General features: G+C 61.8%; 20 protein-coding genes and 1 pseudogene. 10 read left to right on the top strand and 11 right to left on the bottom strand.

Annotated elements, in window-relative coordinates:
- Positions 1-168 precede the first annotated feature (168 nt).
- On the bottom strand, positions 169-1,563 hold the full coding sequence (locus BJD99_RS02255) for an IS1380 family transposase (RefSeq protein ID WP_084345178.1): 1,395 nt from the start codon (positions 1,561-1,563) through the stop codon (positions 169-171).
- Positions 1,564-1,757: 194 nt separating this feature from the next.
- Here BJD99_RS02255 and BJD99_RS02250 point away from each other — a divergent pair, with 194 nt between their 5' ends.
- The gene (locus tag BJD99_RS02250; RefSeq protein ID WP_084345177.1) at positions 1,758-2,396 is read left to right on the top strand and encodes a hypothetical protein; all 639 of its coding nucleotides are present in this window, start codon (positions 1,758-1,760) and stop codon (positions 2,394-2,396) included.
- Positions 2,397-2,559: 163 nt separating this feature from the next.
- Here BJD99_RS02250 and BJD99_RS02245 read toward each other — a convergent pair whose 3' ends face one another.
- Together BJD99_RS02245 and BJD99_RS21165 are read right to left on the bottom strand one after the other, a co-directional pair.
- A complete protein-coding gene (locus tag BJD99_RS02245; RefSeq protein WP_179142150.1) occupies positions 2,560-3,408 on the bottom strand; it encodes a class I SAM-dependent methyltransferase in 849 nt (282 codons plus the stop codon).
- Positions 3,409-3,992: 584 nt separating this feature from the next.
- Positions 3,993-4,148, bottom strand: a pseudogene (locus tag BJD99_RS21165) (integrase); the annotation flags it as partial.
- Positions 4,149-4,786: 638 nt separating this feature from the next.
- On the opposite strand from BJD99_RS21165, the gene BJD99_RS02235 reads away from it, so the two are divergent.
- Positions 4,787-5,305 carry a hypothetical protein gene (locus tag BJD99_RS02235; protein WP_084345174.1) on the top strand — a complete coding sequence of 173 codons (519 nt, stop codon included), beginning with the start codon at positions 4,787-4,789 and terminating at the stop codon, positions 5,303-5,305.
- Between the two features lie 7 nt (positions 5,306-5,312).
- On the opposite strand, the gene BJD99_RS02230 is transcribed toward BJD99_RS02235, so the two are convergent.
- From BJD99_RS02230 to BJD99_RS02220, 3 genes are all read right to left on the bottom strand, one after another.
- Entirely contained in the window at positions 5,313-5,546 is a 234-nt protein-coding gene (locus BJD99_RS02230) for a hypothetical protein (protein ID WP_084345173.1), read from the bottom strand.
- 378 nt (positions 5,547-5,924) lie between these two features.
- Positions 5,925-6,173 (bottom strand): hypothetical protein, encoded by a 249-nt coding sequence (locus BJD99_RS02225; protein ID WP_084345172.1) that lies wholly within the window; start codon positions 6,171-6,173, stop codon positions 5,925-5,927.
- A gap of 59 nt (positions 6,174-6,232) precedes the next feature.
- Positions 6,233-6,439 (bottom strand): hypothetical protein, encoded by a 207-nt coding sequence (locus BJD99_RS02220; protein ID WP_084345171.1) that lies wholly within the window; start codon positions 6,437-6,439, stop codon positions 6,233-6,235.
- Between the two features lie 271 nt (positions 6,440-6,710).
- Here BJD99_RS02220 and BJD99_RS20650 point away from each other — a divergent pair, with 271 nt between their 5' ends.
- Positions 6,711-7,016 (top strand): DNA/RNA non-specific endonuclease, encoded by a 306-nt coding sequence (locus tag BJD99_RS20650; RefSeq protein WP_256895357.1) that lies wholly within the window; start codon positions 6,711-6,713, stop codon positions 7,014-7,016.
- Between the two features lie 353 nt (positions 7,017-7,369).
- On the opposite strand, the gene BJD99_RS21160 is transcribed toward BJD99_RS20650, so the two are convergent.
- The 3 genes from BJD99_RS21160 to BJD99_RS02205 form a co-directional block, all read right to left on the bottom strand.
- Positions 7,370-7,651 (bottom strand): hypothetical protein, encoded by a 282-nt coding sequence (locus BJD99_RS21160; protein ID WP_256895356.1) that lies wholly within the window; start codon positions 7,649-7,651, stop codon positions 7,370-7,372.
- Positions 7,652-7,771: 120 nt separating this feature from the next.
- A complete protein-coding gene (locus BJD99_RS21155) occupies positions 7,772-8,254 on the bottom strand; it encodes a hypothetical protein (protein ID WP_256895355.1) in 483 nt (160 codons plus the stop codon).
- Positions 8,244-8,693, bottom strand: coding sequence for a hypothetical protein (locus tag BJD99_RS02205; protein WP_084345170.1), 450 nt, complete (start codon positions 8,691-8,693; stop codon positions 8,244-8,246). The genes BJD99_RS21155 and BJD99_RS02205 overlap by 11 nt, the downstream gene beginning before the upstream one ends.
- A 323-nt stretch (positions 8,694-9,016) precedes the next feature.
- Here BJD99_RS02205 and BJD99_RS02200 point away from each other — a divergent pair, with 323 nt between their 5' ends.
- The 3 genes from BJD99_RS02200 to BJD99_RS02190 all read left to right on the top strand — a co-directional run bounded on the left by BJD99_RS02200 (position 9,017) and on the right by BJD99_RS02190 (position 12,268).
- On the top strand, positions 9,017-9,901 hold the full coding sequence (locus BJD99_RS02200; RefSeq protein ID WP_084345169.1) for a PD40 domain-containing protein: 885 nt from the start codon (positions 9,017-9,019) through the stop codon (positions 9,899-9,901).
- 613 nt (positions 9,902-10,514) lie between these two features.
- Positions 10,515-11,786, top strand: a complete 1,272-nt coding sequence (locus BJD99_RS02195; protein ID WP_084345168.1) for a DUF6745 domain-containing protein — start codon at positions 10,515-10,517, stop codon at positions 11,784-11,786.
- Between the two features lie 26 nt (positions 11,787-11,812).
- A complete protein-coding gene (locus tag BJD99_RS02190; protein WP_084345167.1) occupies positions 11,813-12,268 on the top strand; it encodes a hypothetical protein in 456 nt (151 codons plus the stop codon).
- Positions 12,269-12,317: 49 nt separating this feature from the next.
- Here the strand turns inward: BJD99_RS02190 and BJD99_RS21395 are convergent, their stop codons facing one another.
- Positions 12,318-12,509 carry a hypothetical protein gene (locus BJD99_RS21395; protein WP_306294087.1) on the bottom strand — a complete coding sequence of 64 codons (192 nt, stop codon included), beginning with the start codon at positions 12,507-12,509 and terminating at the stop codon, positions 12,318-12,320.
- On the opposite strand from BJD99_RS21395, the gene BJD99_RS21390 reads away from it, so the two are divergent.
- Together BJD99_RS21390 and BJD99_RS21385 are read left to right on the top strand one after the other, a co-directional pair.
- The gene (locus tag BJD99_RS21390; protein WP_306294086.1) at positions 12,453-12,596 is read left to right on the top strand and encodes a hypothetical protein; all 144 of its coding nucleotides are present in this window, start codon (positions 12,453-12,455) and stop codon (positions 12,594-12,596) included. The genes BJD99_RS21395 and BJD99_RS21390 overlap by 57 nt on opposite strands.
- Positions 12,538-12,708, top strand: a complete 171-nt coding sequence (locus BJD99_RS21385; protein ID WP_306294085.1) for a histone-like nucleoid-structuring protein Lsr2 — start codon at positions 12,538-12,540, stop codon at positions 12,706-12,708. The genes BJD99_RS21390 and BJD99_RS21385 overlap by 59 nt, the downstream gene beginning before the upstream one ends.
- Positions 12,709-13,108: 400 nt before the next feature.
- On the opposite strand, the gene BJD99_RS02180 is transcribed toward BJD99_RS21385, so the two are convergent.
- Complete coding sequence (locus BJD99_RS02180; RefSeq protein WP_143542017.1) at positions 13,109-13,807, bottom strand: IS6 family transposase; 699 nt, start codon at positions 13,805-13,807, stop codon at positions 13,109-13,111.
- Between the two features lie 456 nt (positions 13,808-14,263).
- Here BJD99_RS02180 and BJD99_RS02175 point away from each other — a divergent pair, with 456 nt between their 5' ends.
- Together BJD99_RS02175 and BJD99_RS21485 are read left to right on the top strand one after the other, a co-directional pair.
- Positions 14,264-15,835 (top strand): MFS transporter, encoded by a 1,572-nt coding sequence (locus BJD99_RS02175; protein ID WP_084345165.1) that lies wholly within the window; start codon positions 14,264-14,266, stop codon positions 15,833-15,835.
- 254 nt (positions 15,836-16,089) lie between these two features.
- On the top strand, positions 16,090-16,413 hold the full coding sequence (locus tag BJD99_RS21485; RefSeq protein ID WP_373270500.1) for a dienelactone hydrolase family protein: 324 nt from the start codon (positions 16,090-16,092) through the stop codon (positions 16,411-16,413).
- The last annotated feature ends 234 nt before the right edge of the window (positions 16,414-16,647 follow it).

The raw sequence follows: 16,647 nt of genomic DNA, 5'->3' as shown, positions 1-16,647 counted from the left end.
CCTCGATCTTTCTTCGTGCTGTCGTGGTGACCTGATCGGATCGAGATTGTCGTTTGCGGCCGAGTGCACGTCGATCGGGCGCGATGTGTCGGCCGATGTCGATCGGTTGAACGCTCGGTTCCACCGCCCGAGAGGTTTACTTCCATGTTGATGGGATGGTGGTCCGGGTCAGGCGGGTGCGCGTAACGCCGCCAATCGTGTCAGGGCGGAAACGATCGCATCGGACCAGGACGCGTTCTTCGACAGTTTCAGTCTGATGCGACGGGCATGGGACGAGATGCGGCCAGCGATCGAAAAGATCCGTAGACGAATACGTTTGGGCTCCCAGCGCAGGGCATCGTGATCGGGGAAGCCGAGCATCTGTGTCCATGCGGTGAGTTCGAGAGCGAGTTCGACGAGTGCGAGCCAAATACGGTTCTGGTCGAAACCGTGCAATGGAAAGTTACTGAGCCCGGTGTCCTTGGCGGTGCGGATACGGTCCTCGCATCGCGCGCGGCGCCGGTGCCGTAGTTCGAGGTCCTGGACTTGACCACCGACGGTGTTGGTGGCAAAAGCGGTCAACCGCAGACCGTCGCTGTCGGTGAACCGCAGTTGGGCACCTGGATGTGGCCTTTCCTTCCGGATGATCACCCGCATCCCCGGCGGCCACGCGGTGACATCAATGATTCCGGTGGCGTCGATGACCCATGCGCCGTCTCGGACCTTCTCCTCCGAGTCAACGGCGACAGACCATGCATTCTCCGGAACAGCAGCGAGAGCGTGGACCATGGCGTCGGTGAGCGCGAAGCCGATCGAATACGACACCCGCTGCCTGTGCAGCCAGGTAAGGAATGCGTGGCTCGCCCCAGCGCCGTCTGTCCGTACCAACACTTTCCTCCCAGGTCGCTGTCCGGTAGTGAACGGCAACTGCGCCAATGCTTTCCGAGTGACCTCGATGTGGTCGACGGCGGTGTTCGAGCCTGCGTTTCCTGGACGTAGAAGCGCTGCGACGGGTTCGCCGGTACCGGACTTGCCGTGGTCGACGAAGGCCAGCAGTGGGTGGAATCCGAATCCGCGTTTGTAGGTCGGTGCCGCTTTCTCCTTCTCCGAATGGGCGGTGACCAGGGTGGCATCGAGGTCGATGACGATCGGGTTCTGCGCAGAAATGTCGTGATCAGGCGCGTGATGGCCGGCGTGTGCCCACGCAGCAGCGCGAGCCTGTGCGCGGGCGTTGTCGATCGCTGCGAGTACACGCGGAGCATCGCAGGCCAGGACGGAGACCAGTCGGGACACCGTCGGATCCGAAGGCACCTGCCCGAAGACGCCCGCGTGTTCTCGCAGGGTAGCGATGTCGGCGAGGCAGTCGCCGCCGAGTGCCAGTGACACTGCCAGATCGACGACAATCTTGCCGGGGTCGAAGCGCGCCAACGGTTTACGCCATGGTGCGAGCTGCTCGGACAGGGCTGCGGTGAGTCCTGTGACCTCGGCGGTGCGCAGGACGGTGACGGCACCTGCGTGCGACACGATCCCGTTTCCGGTCGCATCGACGGATAGGGCGGGGTAGGGCGACGTAGACTTACTCACCGGAATGGTGCCTCTCGAACTCGCTGGATTGTTACCTTCGCAAGTTCAATCTTCCCAGTTCAGGGCACCATTCCTCTGAACTGACACTCGGTCGAGCTCAATTCGCGTGAAAGCCCGAGGTTAACTGCACCGTTTGATGGATAGTCTGCAGATCGCGACTGCTCCAGCCCGACACGACCACAGATCCGGACATCATGACATCACAGACCGAACCGACACCTGACGACGTGGTGCATGCCGCGCAAGCTCTACACGCGCTCACTGCGATACCCGATATATCGATGCAGTGGTCGAACACTGCGGATCCAACGCAGTGGACTGCACTCCACACCATCGAGCACATCAGCGATGCGTTGCTCTTCTACAGCGGTCAGGTCGCGAGACGAGCGCAGGTCCGATTACCGGTCCTGCGCGACGGTCGTGAAGCTCGCGCATCCGAACACCTAGACAACGTGCTCTCGACTGCACACGTACTCGCGGCACTGCTCCGCGACCTTGGAGATCAACGTGCGTTCCACCCCAGCGGAACAGCCGACGCTGCGGGTTGGGCAGGCATGGCTGTTACAGAAATACTGGTTCACGGCACCGATGCGGCGCGCGCAGTGGGGATGCTCCTGGATTTTCCCGAAAATGGCTGTGCGAGAACAGTGTCGCGTGTGTTTCCGTGGATCGATACGACTTTGGGCAGCCCGCCCGAGTTACTTCTGGCTGTCACTGGCAGAACGGTAGTCGCCGGCGTTCACTCGGATCCAGATTGGTGGTGGCAGTCGGCCCAACTCACAGAATGGAATGGACTTCCAGCGCGGCGCGACGTCAAGCCGGGTTGGAGCTGAGCGCGGTAGCTCGACCACAATCTCAATGTCGATTTGCGCCGAAAATTAGCCAGATGCGACGCCAGTTTAGCGAGGTTGGTGGCGGAGGATCCGCGTCTGACGTTAATCCGTTCAGCTCCGCTGTTCGGGATTTGACCGGACCACCCACACGGGAACGCCCGGTTCAGGATCGGACGTCGTGTATCGGGGATGATTGACGACGTCCGACATACAGATCAGTGCGATACGGGATAACGATGCGGCCGAGTGGGCGAACCAGTTCAGCAACGTCGTTCAGCGCTGTTCGCCGTGCTGCCTCTGGGAGATTGGCAACCCAATTCCACGATGCCACCTGGGCGAGGAAAGCATCGTGCCCGAGTGACTGTTCGTGAGTCGCGTTGGTGTGCTGGAGGATCTCGAACAAGCGAGTGCTCTCGAGTGTCTTCTGCCAAGTGACGCCGGCCGGGTAGTCGCCTGCCGACTCCTTGTGGTGCGAAAGTATGCACCGGAGGTCCTGCAGCCAGGGCGTGGTGTCCACCGTCCATATGGGTGTGTTCCAGAGAAGCCCGAGACCTCCCGAGGGTTTGAGGACTCGGCCGATTTCGCTGGTAGCCGTTGCTGTTTCGAACCAGTGGAATGCTTCGCCGACAACGACTGCATCGACGTCCGCGTCCGGCAGTGGAATGGACTCAGCGGTCCCGTCGAGCACCGTGATGCCGGGCGTAGTTGTCTTGATTCGTTCGCGCATCCCATGCACGGGCTCGACCGCGATGACGCTGCCGACGCGGCTGTGGAACAACCGGGAGAGCTGTCCGGTTCCGGCGGCGAGGTCGAGGACTCGACTGCTGATACTGAGTTCTAGGTCGGTGAAAATTCGGTCGATCGACACATCGGCGTACGTCGGTCGTCCAGTCTCGTAGTCCTCTGCGACCGCGCGGAACCCGGAAGTCGCGCGGGAATCGACGCCTATATGGGGACGATAGCGCAGAGAAGACCGACGATGTCGACTGTTGCGATGGGAAATCCGGTTCACCAGCAGGCAATCCGCTCACGGGTGAAGCACCTACTTTGGTTGGTCTCCCCGGCTCACCCAACTTCTGCCAAAGTGCGATGGCGTGTCCCGTCGATCTTCGCTGCATCTCGACAGAAAGACCGCAATCGCGCCGACCCGCTCCATACCGCTGTCATTGAGCGGCGTTCCGCCCAGTAAAAGGAACTGACGTTCGCTCTTTTCAGTTAGGGTCGGGTCACGCGGGTAGGTTCGGCCGGTTTTGGGTCGGTCGTCAACGACCTGCCTCCGGCCTTCCGTATCGGCAGCTCCACCGAGCTGTGCGGCGGCCAGGCCGCGCCTGGGCCCTGTCGAGTTCAGTCGGTCCGAGTTGACCGTGGTAGTGCGCTGCAGGCTTATTCACCCCGCTTTATCAGGGCCTCGCTCCGCGTCGTCGGCTCTACGTCCCATAGCCAGAACTGGAATCGGAATCGGGCCGCCCGAAAAGTTTGTGTCATGGAGGGTGGTCGCGACTGCCCGATATCCATGCAGGATCCGGCACGTCGGAATCGACGAAGTCGATGAGTTCCGGCAACAGTGCGTCCGCCTGGGTTTCGACGTGGTTTAGCGATTTCGGAGGTCAGCAACGGCGCGCGCGGATTGCGTGGCCGCTCCCCCGCCGATACGTAATCCCTTCGGATACCGGCGAGGGTGGCGCGGACCATCTCGTGGCCGCACGGGTTGTCATGGCCGGTAGCGCGGTGGCGGTCAGCGATCGCCGCGATGCATCGGAACCGGCTACCATGCCATCTCGATGGCACCACTTCGGGCTCGCAGAAACGCGTCGCAAGATACAAGATCCAGGGACGGACTCCCCCCGAGGCGTCGTTCTCGATAGATATAGGTGCAAAACTGTAGTCGGAGAACTACACCCGCCGGCGTCGGCAGATCATCTGGAGTCGAGCCACCGAGCATTGCTCCCCGAAAAGATCCTCTGAGCGACGCAGTGTCATTACGAGGCACAGACTGCAAGTTTCTCACATATGCAGTGACGCCTCCGAATTGAAAGCACGCAGATTCGGGTTCCACGTCGGCTGCCGCGGGATCGCTGTTGCGTTGGCACCGTCCGACAACGAGAAGTTCAACAACCATCTTGTGTAGTCGCCGACCGCTGGCGGCGGAACCGTGGAGTCTTCGATATCGAGTGCGTTCACTGCGACGGTGACGACGCTGAACTTCGAGTCAACGGGGTGGGCTCAGTGAAGTCATGTTGCATATTTCGCGCCCTCGGACGAGACGAAGCGGTTGGGCGCGGAGTTACCTGTGAGCGACCACGTTAGCTCGCACAAGCGTTTAGGTCGACGAGAGATCTGGCGAGACCGATAGCTGCCCTCACGAACGTTATTACCGTATTGTCCTGTTCGTGACTCGATCCTGGACTGTCCGAACCACCGTTGTCGGCGCTGCGCTCGCGGCAGCTCTCCTCGGCGTGCCCGGGGTGGCGTCAGCGCACCACCAGGAGTTCACGCCCTTCCCGTACAACATTTCCCTGGGACGAGAGTTGTCCCTTCCGTGCGCCGGTGAGGTGGGCGGTGACGTCTACACCCCGCACGACCGGCCGGGCATCGCTGTTGTCACGCTGACGTGGCGGACATTCTTCAACGCCGACTGCCCGCTAACGGTGTACGTGAACATGAACAACTTCGACGCACCATGGGTCGACCCGTACAGCGGCGCCAAGCCGACCGGCGGCACCTGGATGGTCCACCTGAACTCTGCCCCCAGATCGGGAACAGTTCCCGCGCATGGCAGCGAGTGGACCAAACAAATCGCGATCGACATCGGTTCAGGCAATGCAGGATTGACCGTAACCACGGACTCCCCGCTCAACACCACACTGCTCGATCCGGCGGGCAACACCGTGCGCTTCACCGTCGCCTGACGGCTCGCTAGAAGATCGGCGTCTCGCCGTTGGCGACGGCTTCGATCCAGTCCACCGTCCTATCAGTCAGTTCGAACTCGCCCTCTTCCGACCCGCTCCCATCCCACGTCGAGCCGTCCGCCACGGCTGTGACCGACAGGATGTCGGCGCGCACACTCGGTTCGACCGGTTCGCTGGCATGATCGAGCAGCCATTCCCGTGAATCCGCGGTCACCTTCGGCCACCATGTCTCGATGTTCATAGCTCAAGTCTGGACTCGCGTTCGGTCGAGCACATCAGGGAAAACCCTGACGCCTGCGAATCGAGGTCAGAAGTCCGCGCTGCGGGCCACTCGGCGCGTTCGGATCGCACTTTGTCGAAGCTTGGGACAAATGCGAATTCAGTGGCGGCCGCCGATCCAGAGGCTGTCACCGTAGGCGTTGATATTGCCGCGGTCGAGAGCTGCAATCGCGTTGTAGGAGAGGCATGCGCCAGCCAAATGGAAGAGTACAACGTCGCGGACTCCGAACAATGCCGCCGTCGACCCGCCGGTCGGCAATGCGGCCCCGATCGCGTGACACTGCGCGGCACGTCGGATCGTTTTATCTGTGCGCGGAGTCCAATGCCAGCCGGAGCGAGGTCACCCGGGCGGGTAGCGGCGAGGTGTCGGCGGCGGCGCACCAGTCGACAACAGCGCCCACTGGTAGCAGTAGTCGCCCAACGCGCCTCCCTGCCTCGACGTCACCTGTGCGACGGTACCGGCCTGAGCCGACAGATCCGGGTCGACGGCGCGGACGTTCCGCCACAAATCCCCCTGGCCCGCACAGGCGACGCCGAAGTCCCTGATGGCGAAACTGGTAGCCAGGCGACAGTCACCGATGCTGATCAACGAGAAGAGTCACAGGGACAATGCGGTCCTGTGACTCTCGTCGACGCTGCGAGTAGGAACTACTCGGCGAGTTTGGCGATAGACTGCGCCCAGAGGAAGTATTTGTTGCGTCCGAGATCGCCGATGGTCTTGATATTGAACGCGGCCTTGAGGTGTTCGGCGTCGCCGGGGCTCACGCCCTGCAGTGCTTCGACGGGTGCGTCGACGAGTTCGGTGAGGGGCTTGTCTTCGTTTGCCTTGTCGAGCTTGTCAGCGATTGCAGCCATGGGTATACCTCCTAGATCTCGTGTGCAGGCGCTCGGTTTCGGGCGCCGCCATCCGAAGGTACGTAATCGACCCCGAGAGCGGGGTGTGTTCATGTGCTCGTCACGATCGCCGGATTCACTGAGGCGGTGCTCTCCCCCGCTGGCTACAACTCCGCATTCCTACCCGCCATCGAACTTGATCCACCATCACGGCCAAATCTGGTTGTGTTGCCGTACACGCACTTCACGGTCCGCGATCGACCCGGAGCGCTGCCTGGCGGCGAGCACAGCGGTGAACATCGGCGGATCCCAGCTGCGCGATGTCGAACGCGGCGACGACTGGCGACTCGATCCGCGGCTGCCGGCCACGCAGCAGGCCGGCCCGCAGCTGTATGCCAGTAGCGATCTCTACCTCGGTCATCTGGTGCGGCGCCGCGACCCAGTCTGGGGCACCGCCGCGGTCGCCGAGCTGGCCAACGACGACACCTTCCACTACACGGTGTGCGGGCCGCAAACCGCGACCTTGAACCAGATGCATCTTCGCCGCCGACGATCCGGTACCGGGGCGTCGCAATTCCACGACGGTTCTTCAAAATAGCCGCCGGGGAACAGGAGTCACAGTTGGCGGCGACGGATACATCCTTGACCAGACACCCTCGTTGGGGCCGATCTTCACGCGACCTGCCCGTGCCGACTCCGCTACTCCCCCACTCGGGCCGTGCCGGACCTTCCAGGTGCCCATCGAAGACATCGCCGCCATAACCGAACTGTCGATGAAACAACTCGTCGCGGCGGATCGGTACATCCTTCAACCGGCCGCACGACTCGAACAGCAACGGTGGAGCGAACTTGCCGCGTATGCCGACATCGTTCTCTGGCAGAGAGCTTCGGTGTCCGCCGTGACCCCGGCGGGTGAGTTGGCTGCGTTACCGACTTCAGATGGGCGTCGGGTCATGGAGCGCGGCGATCAGCAGCACCGTGGGAGTACACCACGACCCCGTTCTCCTTCACCCACGTCTCGTCACCGCCGCCGAAGTGCTCGACGAGCAACTCGACTGTCGGAATTTCCGCAGCGAGTGCATGATCGAACGCTGTCCGGGCGTTGCGGGCGCATACCGTTACCTCGGTGTCGCCGGTGTAGAGGGCGTCGATGACGAAACCGGGGGTGAAGCGGCCACCGAAAGGATCGCCGCCGTTGATCGCATCGAGGCGGCCGCTCCACCACCGGGTCAATGCCCGCGCACGGGTGATCTCCGCGGGGGCCTCGACGTCGAGGATCGTGAATTTCTCGTAATCCGCAGATGCGAGGTCGTTCAGCAGACGAGGAGCGAGACCGGGCCAACTGAACGTCCCCTACAGAACAATGTTTTCCCTACGCGCCATACAGATCTCGGTGATCACGTCGAGAAGGATCGTCGACTCCGAGTGCACCAGGGTCGCGAGTTCCCGCGGCATCACCGGCTGCCCGTCGAGCAACACCTGATCGAAGAGGTCGTCGTAGACGCCGCAGGCGACCGCGTCGCGGAGCAGGTAGTCCTTGACGACGTCCGCGTCGAGGATCCGCCACCACTGTCCAGCTAGATGGCGGCGGTCGATACTCGACGACTTTCCGACCCCAGGAGGTCCCGCGGTCGCCAACGCAAGGAACTGACGTCCGACGGCTACATCGGTGTGTTCGGCGAGGAAGGCTTCGACGATGCCGTCGCGGGTTCGGCGCCGCGACACCGGGTCGAAGGAGTGATTCGAGGCTCGGGCACCGTTCTTGTCGAGTACCCCACCGGGTCTGCACCAGGCTTCGAGTTCGAAGGCAACCGCAACGGCAAGGTCAGAGTGCATTCGCCTGCGCACGCCGGTCGGCCGTGGCCGCGAGAAGCACTCGATAATCCTCGTCGACCAGGAGATCCCCAGCGCGTTCGATTTGATCCCACGTCCCCCGCACGTAGCTCTCCCCTGCCAGATCGCCGTCAGCGATGTGCCCGAATGTGTACGGCCACGAGGTCAGTTCGGCCACCATCGCGTCGTGGTCGAGGAGCTTGGCGGCATGCTCGAGCAACACCTCGCGCGGACTACGCTCACGTGCCGCCGGGTTGAGCCGCAACTTCTTGACTATGCGGCTCACCTCGGGCTGCGTGACCGCAAGGTTCTTCGCAATGACCCGTTGAGCGATGCCATTGTCGGTAGCGTGCGCAACCGCGCGCAGGAGTTTGAGTTGCAGGAGTTCTCGTTCTGCAGGTATCGCCCGAAGATCACGTTCCATGTCGTGAGCAAGTGACATCAGACCTCCTCAAATACAGTTATACCAAATTGTATCACCGCGCAGTTCGATTGCAGTGCTCTCCCGTCTCGTACGAGACACATGCTGGGTTGACCTACGGCGAACGAAGCGCGCCCTGCTCACCCCAGGCCGCAATCCGAACACCTGCACGACAACACGCTGGTCGTGCGCCGGTCGTTCATTCGAACGGTATCCATCCAACCGTGACCTAGTCATTCAATTGAATGATTTCGCCACCGGTAAACAACAGTTTCACGACCTCAGCAACAGGCAGCGCTGCGTACCAGGGTTCTGCACATTGGCAGTTCTGAGATGATTGCCCGATGCATCGGATCCGGCTGATCTCCGCGCTCGTTGCGCTGACACTGCTCGCGGCAGGATGCGCCGACGGCCCTCCGCCCGAGCCGACACCGGTAGTCGTGGCCTTCGACGACGGATGGGGCCAGCTGTTTGTCATGAACATCGACGGCTCCGGCTTGCGCCAGGTCACCCCGACCGTGGGCGAAGACAGCCGGGACCCGAACTACGGGTACGGCGCCGCCCTCTCCCCCGATGGCGAGCAACTCGCGTACGCCCGAGGCCGGTTCATCGAGATCATCGACGTCGAGTCGGGTGAATCGACGTCGGTGTACGAGGGTGGCTACCAACCGGCTTTCTCACCCGACGGATCCAAGATCGCGTTTACCGCAAACGGCAGCATCAACATCATGAACGTCGACGGATCCGACGCACATGTCATCGCGCAAGAAGAGTCGGCCTTCGGAGCGACATTCTCCCCGGATAGCTCACGGGTGGTCTACGTCACCGGCGGGTATCTGAACGAAGTGCCTGCCAACGGCGGAGAATCGACAGTGCTTCTGCGCGACCAGCTCTGGAACTCCGACCCGGCCTTTTCGCCCGATGGGTCGACGCTCGTCTTCTCCAGTAACCGAGGCGGCAACAACGGCTCCGAGATCTACACAATGCCCTCCGGCGGCGGGGAGATCACACCTCTCACCGATACCTACGCCGTACATCCGAAGTTCACGCCCGACGGCTCGCGCATACTGTACGACCGGGCGGTTACACAGATGGGTGAACTGGTGACCGACATCGCCACCGGCTCCCAGCCTGAGATTGCATCGATGAACCCCGACGGATCCGACCAGAAACGGCTGACTCCACGCTCCCTGAGCGGTCAGATGCCGACCGTGGGTGGCGGGCGTTGACCCGCGAGCTACGTTGCACTGTTGGGTTCGCTCGCCTTCGCGATGCGTCCGATCCGCAAGATCGATTACGCCGAGTGGTCTGAGAACCGGGCCAGTCTATGCGCCGAGTTTTGCTACTGGCTATGTCGGCCGCCGCGGGCGACAATCGCCCGCGAGAATAGTCCGGCCAAGACGTGATCGATATAGGCCTGGGCGTCCGCGGTAGCGGTGACTGGACCGTGCTCGGTGAAGATAGCTAGCACGCAGTGACGACGGCGAAAATGCTGTTGGTACAGCTGTCGGACTCGGTTGCCGGAGGAACAGACCTCGAACTTGCGCTCGATCGCGACCCGGGCCTCGCTTGACCACCGAATCTGCAGCCGCCGTCGCCGAGAACGCGCCTCAACAGCCGATGATCAGATCTTTTCGCCGTCAGGGCATCCTGACCCCGGTGCGTCCCCTGCGCCGGCATCGGAGCACTGAGCGCAGAGCTCAGAGGGAACTACGACCACTTTGGATTTGCAGGGTTTGCAACGGCCCGCCTGGAATACTCGAGCGCACCACTGGCGGCGAGGCATCATGTGTGTCAGGGTGTTCCCATGACTACCGGAAAGGCTTACACAGCCTCCATCGCGTGAGCGCCGTGCAGATCCCCTCGACTTCTTCGTCGCACGGGACACTCATCGAAGACCCCCATTCAGAACTCATCCGCAGTGTCGTATCCATGCGCGACACCTATCTCGGTCACGGAATGCGCGCCGGACCATCGGATCGACACTCTGCCGAATCTGCTGTGGCTCAGCTGTATCGACATTCCGACCTACCCGTTCCTCGCTTCGTATGGGAACCGTCTCCGGCAGCTGCAGCGGCCCGCATCGCCGGGGACGACCTGGCTTCCGCTGTAACCTTTGCCGTAGAAGGCCCCACCTGTGCATCGGCTCGCATCGCAACATTGCTCTCCATTTCACGCTCCCGAATGGACGCATGCATCCGGCTGCCGGTGAGCGAACGGCCACCACCCCGATGGCCGATGACGATCCGGTCTCGGGCGCTCAGAGCAGCCCAAGGTCGCACAACGGCTGCAGTACGAAATCAGCCACCCGAAATGTCGGTCCGCGCGGGCATCGGACTGAACCCGATCATACGATCGACGGTATGGGACTCGTTGCACACCAGCCTGTTCGACGGCGTCGCAGCCGCCATCAAGATACTGATGCCGCCCCTCGTCGGCGGAATCCCCTGGTACGGCCAGCAGGAAGCACACCGCATCGCGTACTACGACATCTACCGCCGCCTCGGCCTCGCAACCTTCCAACCACAGGACAACGAACTGCTCGACGCACTTGTTGCCCTGACCGAATCGACGGGATGGTGGTGGGCGTTCGACGACGTCTGCGTCATGTCCGAACGACCGACCGTGCTGCACTCCGAACCCATTCCCGATCGAGTACACGGCGAAAGACGGCTGCACCACCACGACGAACCGGCGATCCAATTCGCCGACGGCAGTGCGACATACGTCCTGAACGGCACAATTGTGCCCGATTGGGTGGTGCTCGACCCGAGCGTCGAACGCATCACCGTCGAACGCAACGTCGAGATCCGCCGCTCCGCAATCGAACGCATCGGGTGGGACAACTACATCGACGCTGCAGGACTCACCCTGGTCGACAACGCCGACGATCCAGGCAACGATGGCTGCACTCTGCAGCTGTTCGCCACCCCTGCCGGCTGGGGCGGCGAAGGTCGAGTGCTTCTCGCTGTCAATGGGTCTCGCGAACGCGATGGCCAGCGCAGACGCTACGGCCTGCACGTTCCAGGTGAATTCTTCTCGGCCCTCGACGCCGCAGGCTGGACCTACGGCCTCAGCGGAGAAAACTACGCCCAATTGCTCCGCCGAACCTGAACCTACTCTCACACAAGGTGACTCAGATGAACCAGAACATGACCCTGTCCACATTGACAACGATGACCGGCCTCGACGTCTTCGACTATCTCGACAAGGAAATTTCGGTGCCGATCATCGACGGCATGCAAGCCCAAGGCGACCTCATCGTCGTTCCGTATGCCCTGCTCGAAGGCGTCGTCTCCACCGGGGTGTGGACGCGAATCGACGACGTGCCCCTGTCCGGAATCGAGTTGCTGCGCAGCGCAGCGGGTGGAAATCCGCACAGCCTCGTAGCCGAGGGCGGGCGATGCACGTGGTCGACACCGGTGAGCGATACGCGGCGTCTGGCGCTCGGAATTCTCGAAAACACGGTGACCGCCTACCTGATCCACCCCGAGCACGGCGCCACCGGAATTGCCCCGGGCCGTTACGTCATCGGCAGGCAACGTGAGCGTGGTCGAGGTGGGTACTTCGAGTCGACGCAGTTGGTCGCCGACTGAGTGCGGCTCCGCCGCAGAGGTGTATCAGTTCGGCTCCGCCGCAGTGGTGTCACCGAGTACTGCCATAGGCTGTGGCCGAACGAGAGACAACCCAAATGGTGGACGGCATCGACGGTCGGTCATCGACGACGAATCCGGCGAAACGATCGAATACGCGATCGACGGCGTCGAGTACTCGGTCGACCTGAAAGCGAGAAGCGCGAACGAATTTTACAAGAATCTCGGCTACTACATCGAGCACGCGACGCGAGTCTGTGGCCGCACAGCGTATGCCCTCCCCCGCTGCCGCATCGACCGCGACAGCGGCCGGCGGATCGGGCAACCGTGATCCGGAGCAGACACGGGCGATCCGGCAGTGTGCGTTCGACCAGGGCTACGAGATCAGCGAACATGGCCGAATTCCCGTCGATATCGAAAAGGCTTACACCGCCGCTCACTGACCGACGGGATCCGCCTTCTTGGACGTGAACGGGTGCCGTTGGGGACGCGTCGAGCAGGGAGCTCGGGCGTGTCGAGCAACACAGGCAGCCCGGAGGAGTGCACCTGAACTGGGCACCTGCAGCGTGGAAACCCTTCAACCGGTTCAAGCAATTGCCGCGGGTACCCACGGATTCTCGCCGCGTGCGATTGTGAGGGCTGAAAAAGATGAGTAGGCCGTCGACCCTAAGTGGCTGTCCGATCCCATCACCGCTGCCCGAGCGATCGGGGCCGGACTTCGTTCCTTCCATGACGCGGTTCCGGCCGAAGGGTGCCCATTCGGGCACTGTCACGTTAATTGAAACCTAGCAGCGAAGCCTGTTTGGGACAGGCCGCTACGGGGCAACGCCGGGCCGTTCACTTTCAGACGACGGCATCGGTCGCGGTGATCTCCTGCCAGACCGTGAAACGGTCGGCCATCTCAGCACGCCATTCGGGTGCGGTCAGTCGGTGGCGGCAGGGCCGGAAATGCGGTGAGATACCAGAGAACGCGGACAGGAATCGTTGTGCGTGCCCGGGAGATGTGAACCGTTTCATCGCATGCTCTCGCTGCCTGGTGGGTTGATGCGAGTTCTCGGCCCGGTTGTTCAAGTACTTGGATCGGCGATGCTCGACCGAGGCCAGCAGTTCGCGGTGCGCGACCTGGTAGCTGCCAAGCTTGTCGGTGACGATCACCCGCGGCACATAGCGCAACCCCTTGAGTAGCTTACGGAAGAATCGCATGGCGGCGTTGCCATTTCGTCGGGACTGGACCAGCACATCGAGCACGTTGCCGTCCTGGTCGACCGCGCGCCACAGATAATGTTGGCGGCCATTGATTCGGATGTACACCTCGTCGAGGTGCCACTTGTCGCCGGGCCGGGACCGCCGTCGACGCAGCTCGTTGGCGTGGGCCTGCCCGAACTTGGCGCACCACCGCCGGATCGTCTCGTAGCTGACCACGACACCGCGTTCGAGCATGAGTTCCTCGACGTCGCGGAAGCTGAGCGGGAACCGGAAGTACAACCACACGCAGTGGTTGATGATCTCGACCGGGTAGCGGTGGCCTTTGTACGACGGCATCGAGGTGCTCACCTCGCCGATTCTCCCAGTTTGCCGCGTTCAACAACGTGACAGTGCCCTCGCGCGACACCTCGGACCGCGGAACCGAGCGCCCGCCGATCGACATCGGCCAGAGTCACCGTGCGCGCACGAGAAAGCCGGGTCCGAAAACCAAATCTCGAACCGCTCAGGCGTGGCCGTCCACCCTACGAAAGATCAAGGTTAGGGACATATATTGTCGAATTCGGCAAGAGATTTCTTAAACCTTTTTTAAAATGTGCCCATCTTGCTCCTGAGGCACAAAAGCAACCTGATTTGCAACAGTTGAAACCGGGTATTGAGCAAAACATCTAGTTTGACAAAATCCCTGTCCGCTCCTACTTTAGGGATCGCATTTACCCAGCGGTGTAGGGAGTATTCGTGACAAGCATTTCCGGCACCTTTAAGACTCGACCTTATTTAATCTTGGCGGTTCTTATGATCGCATCGGTACTTATTTGGCTGGATAATACTGTTCTCAGCATTGCCTTGGAGACTCTCGCCGACCCAGTAAAAGGATTGAATGCCAGCCCTGGAGAACTGCAATGGGCAACGGGCGCTTACACGCTGGTATTTGCAACCCTGATGTTTACTGCGGGGGCACTCGGTGACAGGTTCGGTCATCGGCTGATGATCATGTTCGGCCTCGCCGCCTTCGCCTGCGCGTCACTCTGGGCAGCATATGCCGGGACCGCCGGGCAGCTCATTGCCGCCCGAGCGTTGATGGGTCTCGGTGCCGCATTCATCATGCCGGCCAATTTCGCCATCCTGTTGTGGACATTCACCGGACCCAAGCGGGCGACGGCGATCGCGATTTCGTCAACAAATGCCGGTATCGGAATGGCAGTCGGACCCGTAGTTGCAGGTGTCCTGATCAGCCACTTCTGGTGGGGATCGATCTTCATAATAAATATCCCGATCGTGGCGGTGGCGCTGCTGGGAACAGCCTTCCTGGTTCCAAACTTTCGGAGTCCCATCAAACGGTCTCTTGATCCGGCAGGCATGCTACTTTCGGTCAGTGGGCTCGCGACACTCTCGTATGGGCTGATACGAGCAGGCCAAGTCACAAGTTGGGGTGCCATCGATGTGTGGCTACCAATCCTGATCGGGGTGACCTTGTTGGGCGTGTTCATACTTACCGAGCTGAATATCGAGACACCGAGCTTCGACCCGCGTCTGCTGGCGCAGCGGACTTTCGGTGGGGCAAACGCCGCGATGGCACTGCTGTTCTTCTCGGTCGCCGCAATCACGTTCTACAACGCCTTCTACATGCAGGGCGTACTTTACTTTTCGCCATTGAAAGCTGGCCTGGCCAATCTCCCCACGGCGCTCGGCGCGATAATAGGTGCCCCACTCGGTGCGCGGTTGGTCAGTAAGTGGTCCCTGCGCCCGGTTGCGGTGCCCTCGCTTCTGGTGGCAGCACTGACGATGGCGGGCTACGGGTTCCTGAATCAGACCACGCCGCTCGTCTGGATCGAGGCGCTGCTCCTGGTGCAGGGCTTGACGGTCGGTATGGTCATGGGCCCCGTCACCGGCGCGTTGCTCAGCACACTTCCGTTGGAGAAATCCGGTGCCGGATCGGCAATCACGAACACAGTGCGACAAGCCGGTAGCGTGATTGGCATCGCAGTGGGCGGCACGATCATGTCCATCGCGTATCGCTCGGAGATCAAGCCCTCGTTGGTCGGCGTGCCAAGAGATCTCGCTGACCGCGCCGAGATTTCCGCCGAACAGGCCCGGCATGTCGCCGGTACGTACGGGATCACCGGACTGCAGCGCGCCGCCGATGCCGCATTTGTGCACGCAATGCACTTCGGTGTCATCTGGATAGCCGCTGCTACATTCGCGGGTGCGATTCTCTTGGTGTTCGCTCTGCGCCCAGCCACGCAGACTCCGGCACCGACGGAGGCGTTCGAGGCCCCTGGGCCTGTCGACTTCGATGATCGAGCGGCACCGACCGTACGACATTGCCAGGCAGTGGATGTCAGTTTCCACTCGGATAGCGGCTAGCCGTCGCCGGCTGTGGGACTGGCCCCTCAGAGTCCGACTGTAGTCAAGCGATCTACCTGATCGACCGAGACATCTCTGCGTGCTAGACCTGTTCAGATGGTGCGATGGGCGAGCCCCCGCCGGTCGGTGACGTCCATTCCAAGCTCAGCAGAGGTGGGTCGGGGCGCGCCGCCCGGTAGCGACGAAATCGTCAGTTCCCGCGGACTCACGAAACTGCCCCTTTTCCCGGCTTGGTCGCTCCGAGCGGTAAAGGCGTGAGGCGGTCGAGCACCCCTGATCGGGCTCCCTACCCATATTGGAGAAAGACGCCCGACCCTCAGCACACTGCGGAGCGCGTTGTGAGCGACGCGGAACTATACCTCCAATTCCTCGCTGAACTCCCTGAAGCAAGCGGCGGTCGAATCGGGGTAGTCGGTTACTGCATCGGCGGTTTGGTCGCCACGCGAACCGGTGGCCGCCTACCCCGACCGGGACAGTGGGCATTCCCTGCATTTCATGGACCTGTGGGGGCGGACGAACCGAAGCACTCGCGAAAATCACCGCACAGGGTCGTTTCGGCCATGCAGCAAGCGACCTGACTGCCGAGGCTCTGAACGAACCGAACGGAGCACTCGATGCCGCGCAGCTTGTCTATTCCTCCGAGATTCACCCGGGCACCGTCCATAAGTTCACGATTGTCCGATACTGACGCCTTCGACCCAGTCGGGCTGCAGCGGCGTTGGGACCGCCTTTTCACCCTCGTGGGCAACGCCCTGGCCACCATCTGAACCTCACAGCGAGGGTGATTGCAATCAGAGTCGCCTACTGCACGA

It is taken from the genome of Rhodococcus sp. 1163 (assembly GCF_002091985.1).
Classification (GTDB): Bacteria; Actinomycetota; Actinomycetes; order Mycobacteriales; family Mycobacteriaceae; genus Rhodococcoides.
Note: the sequence above shows the minus strand (reverse complement) of the source record. Positions and strands in the feature narration are given on the sequence as shown.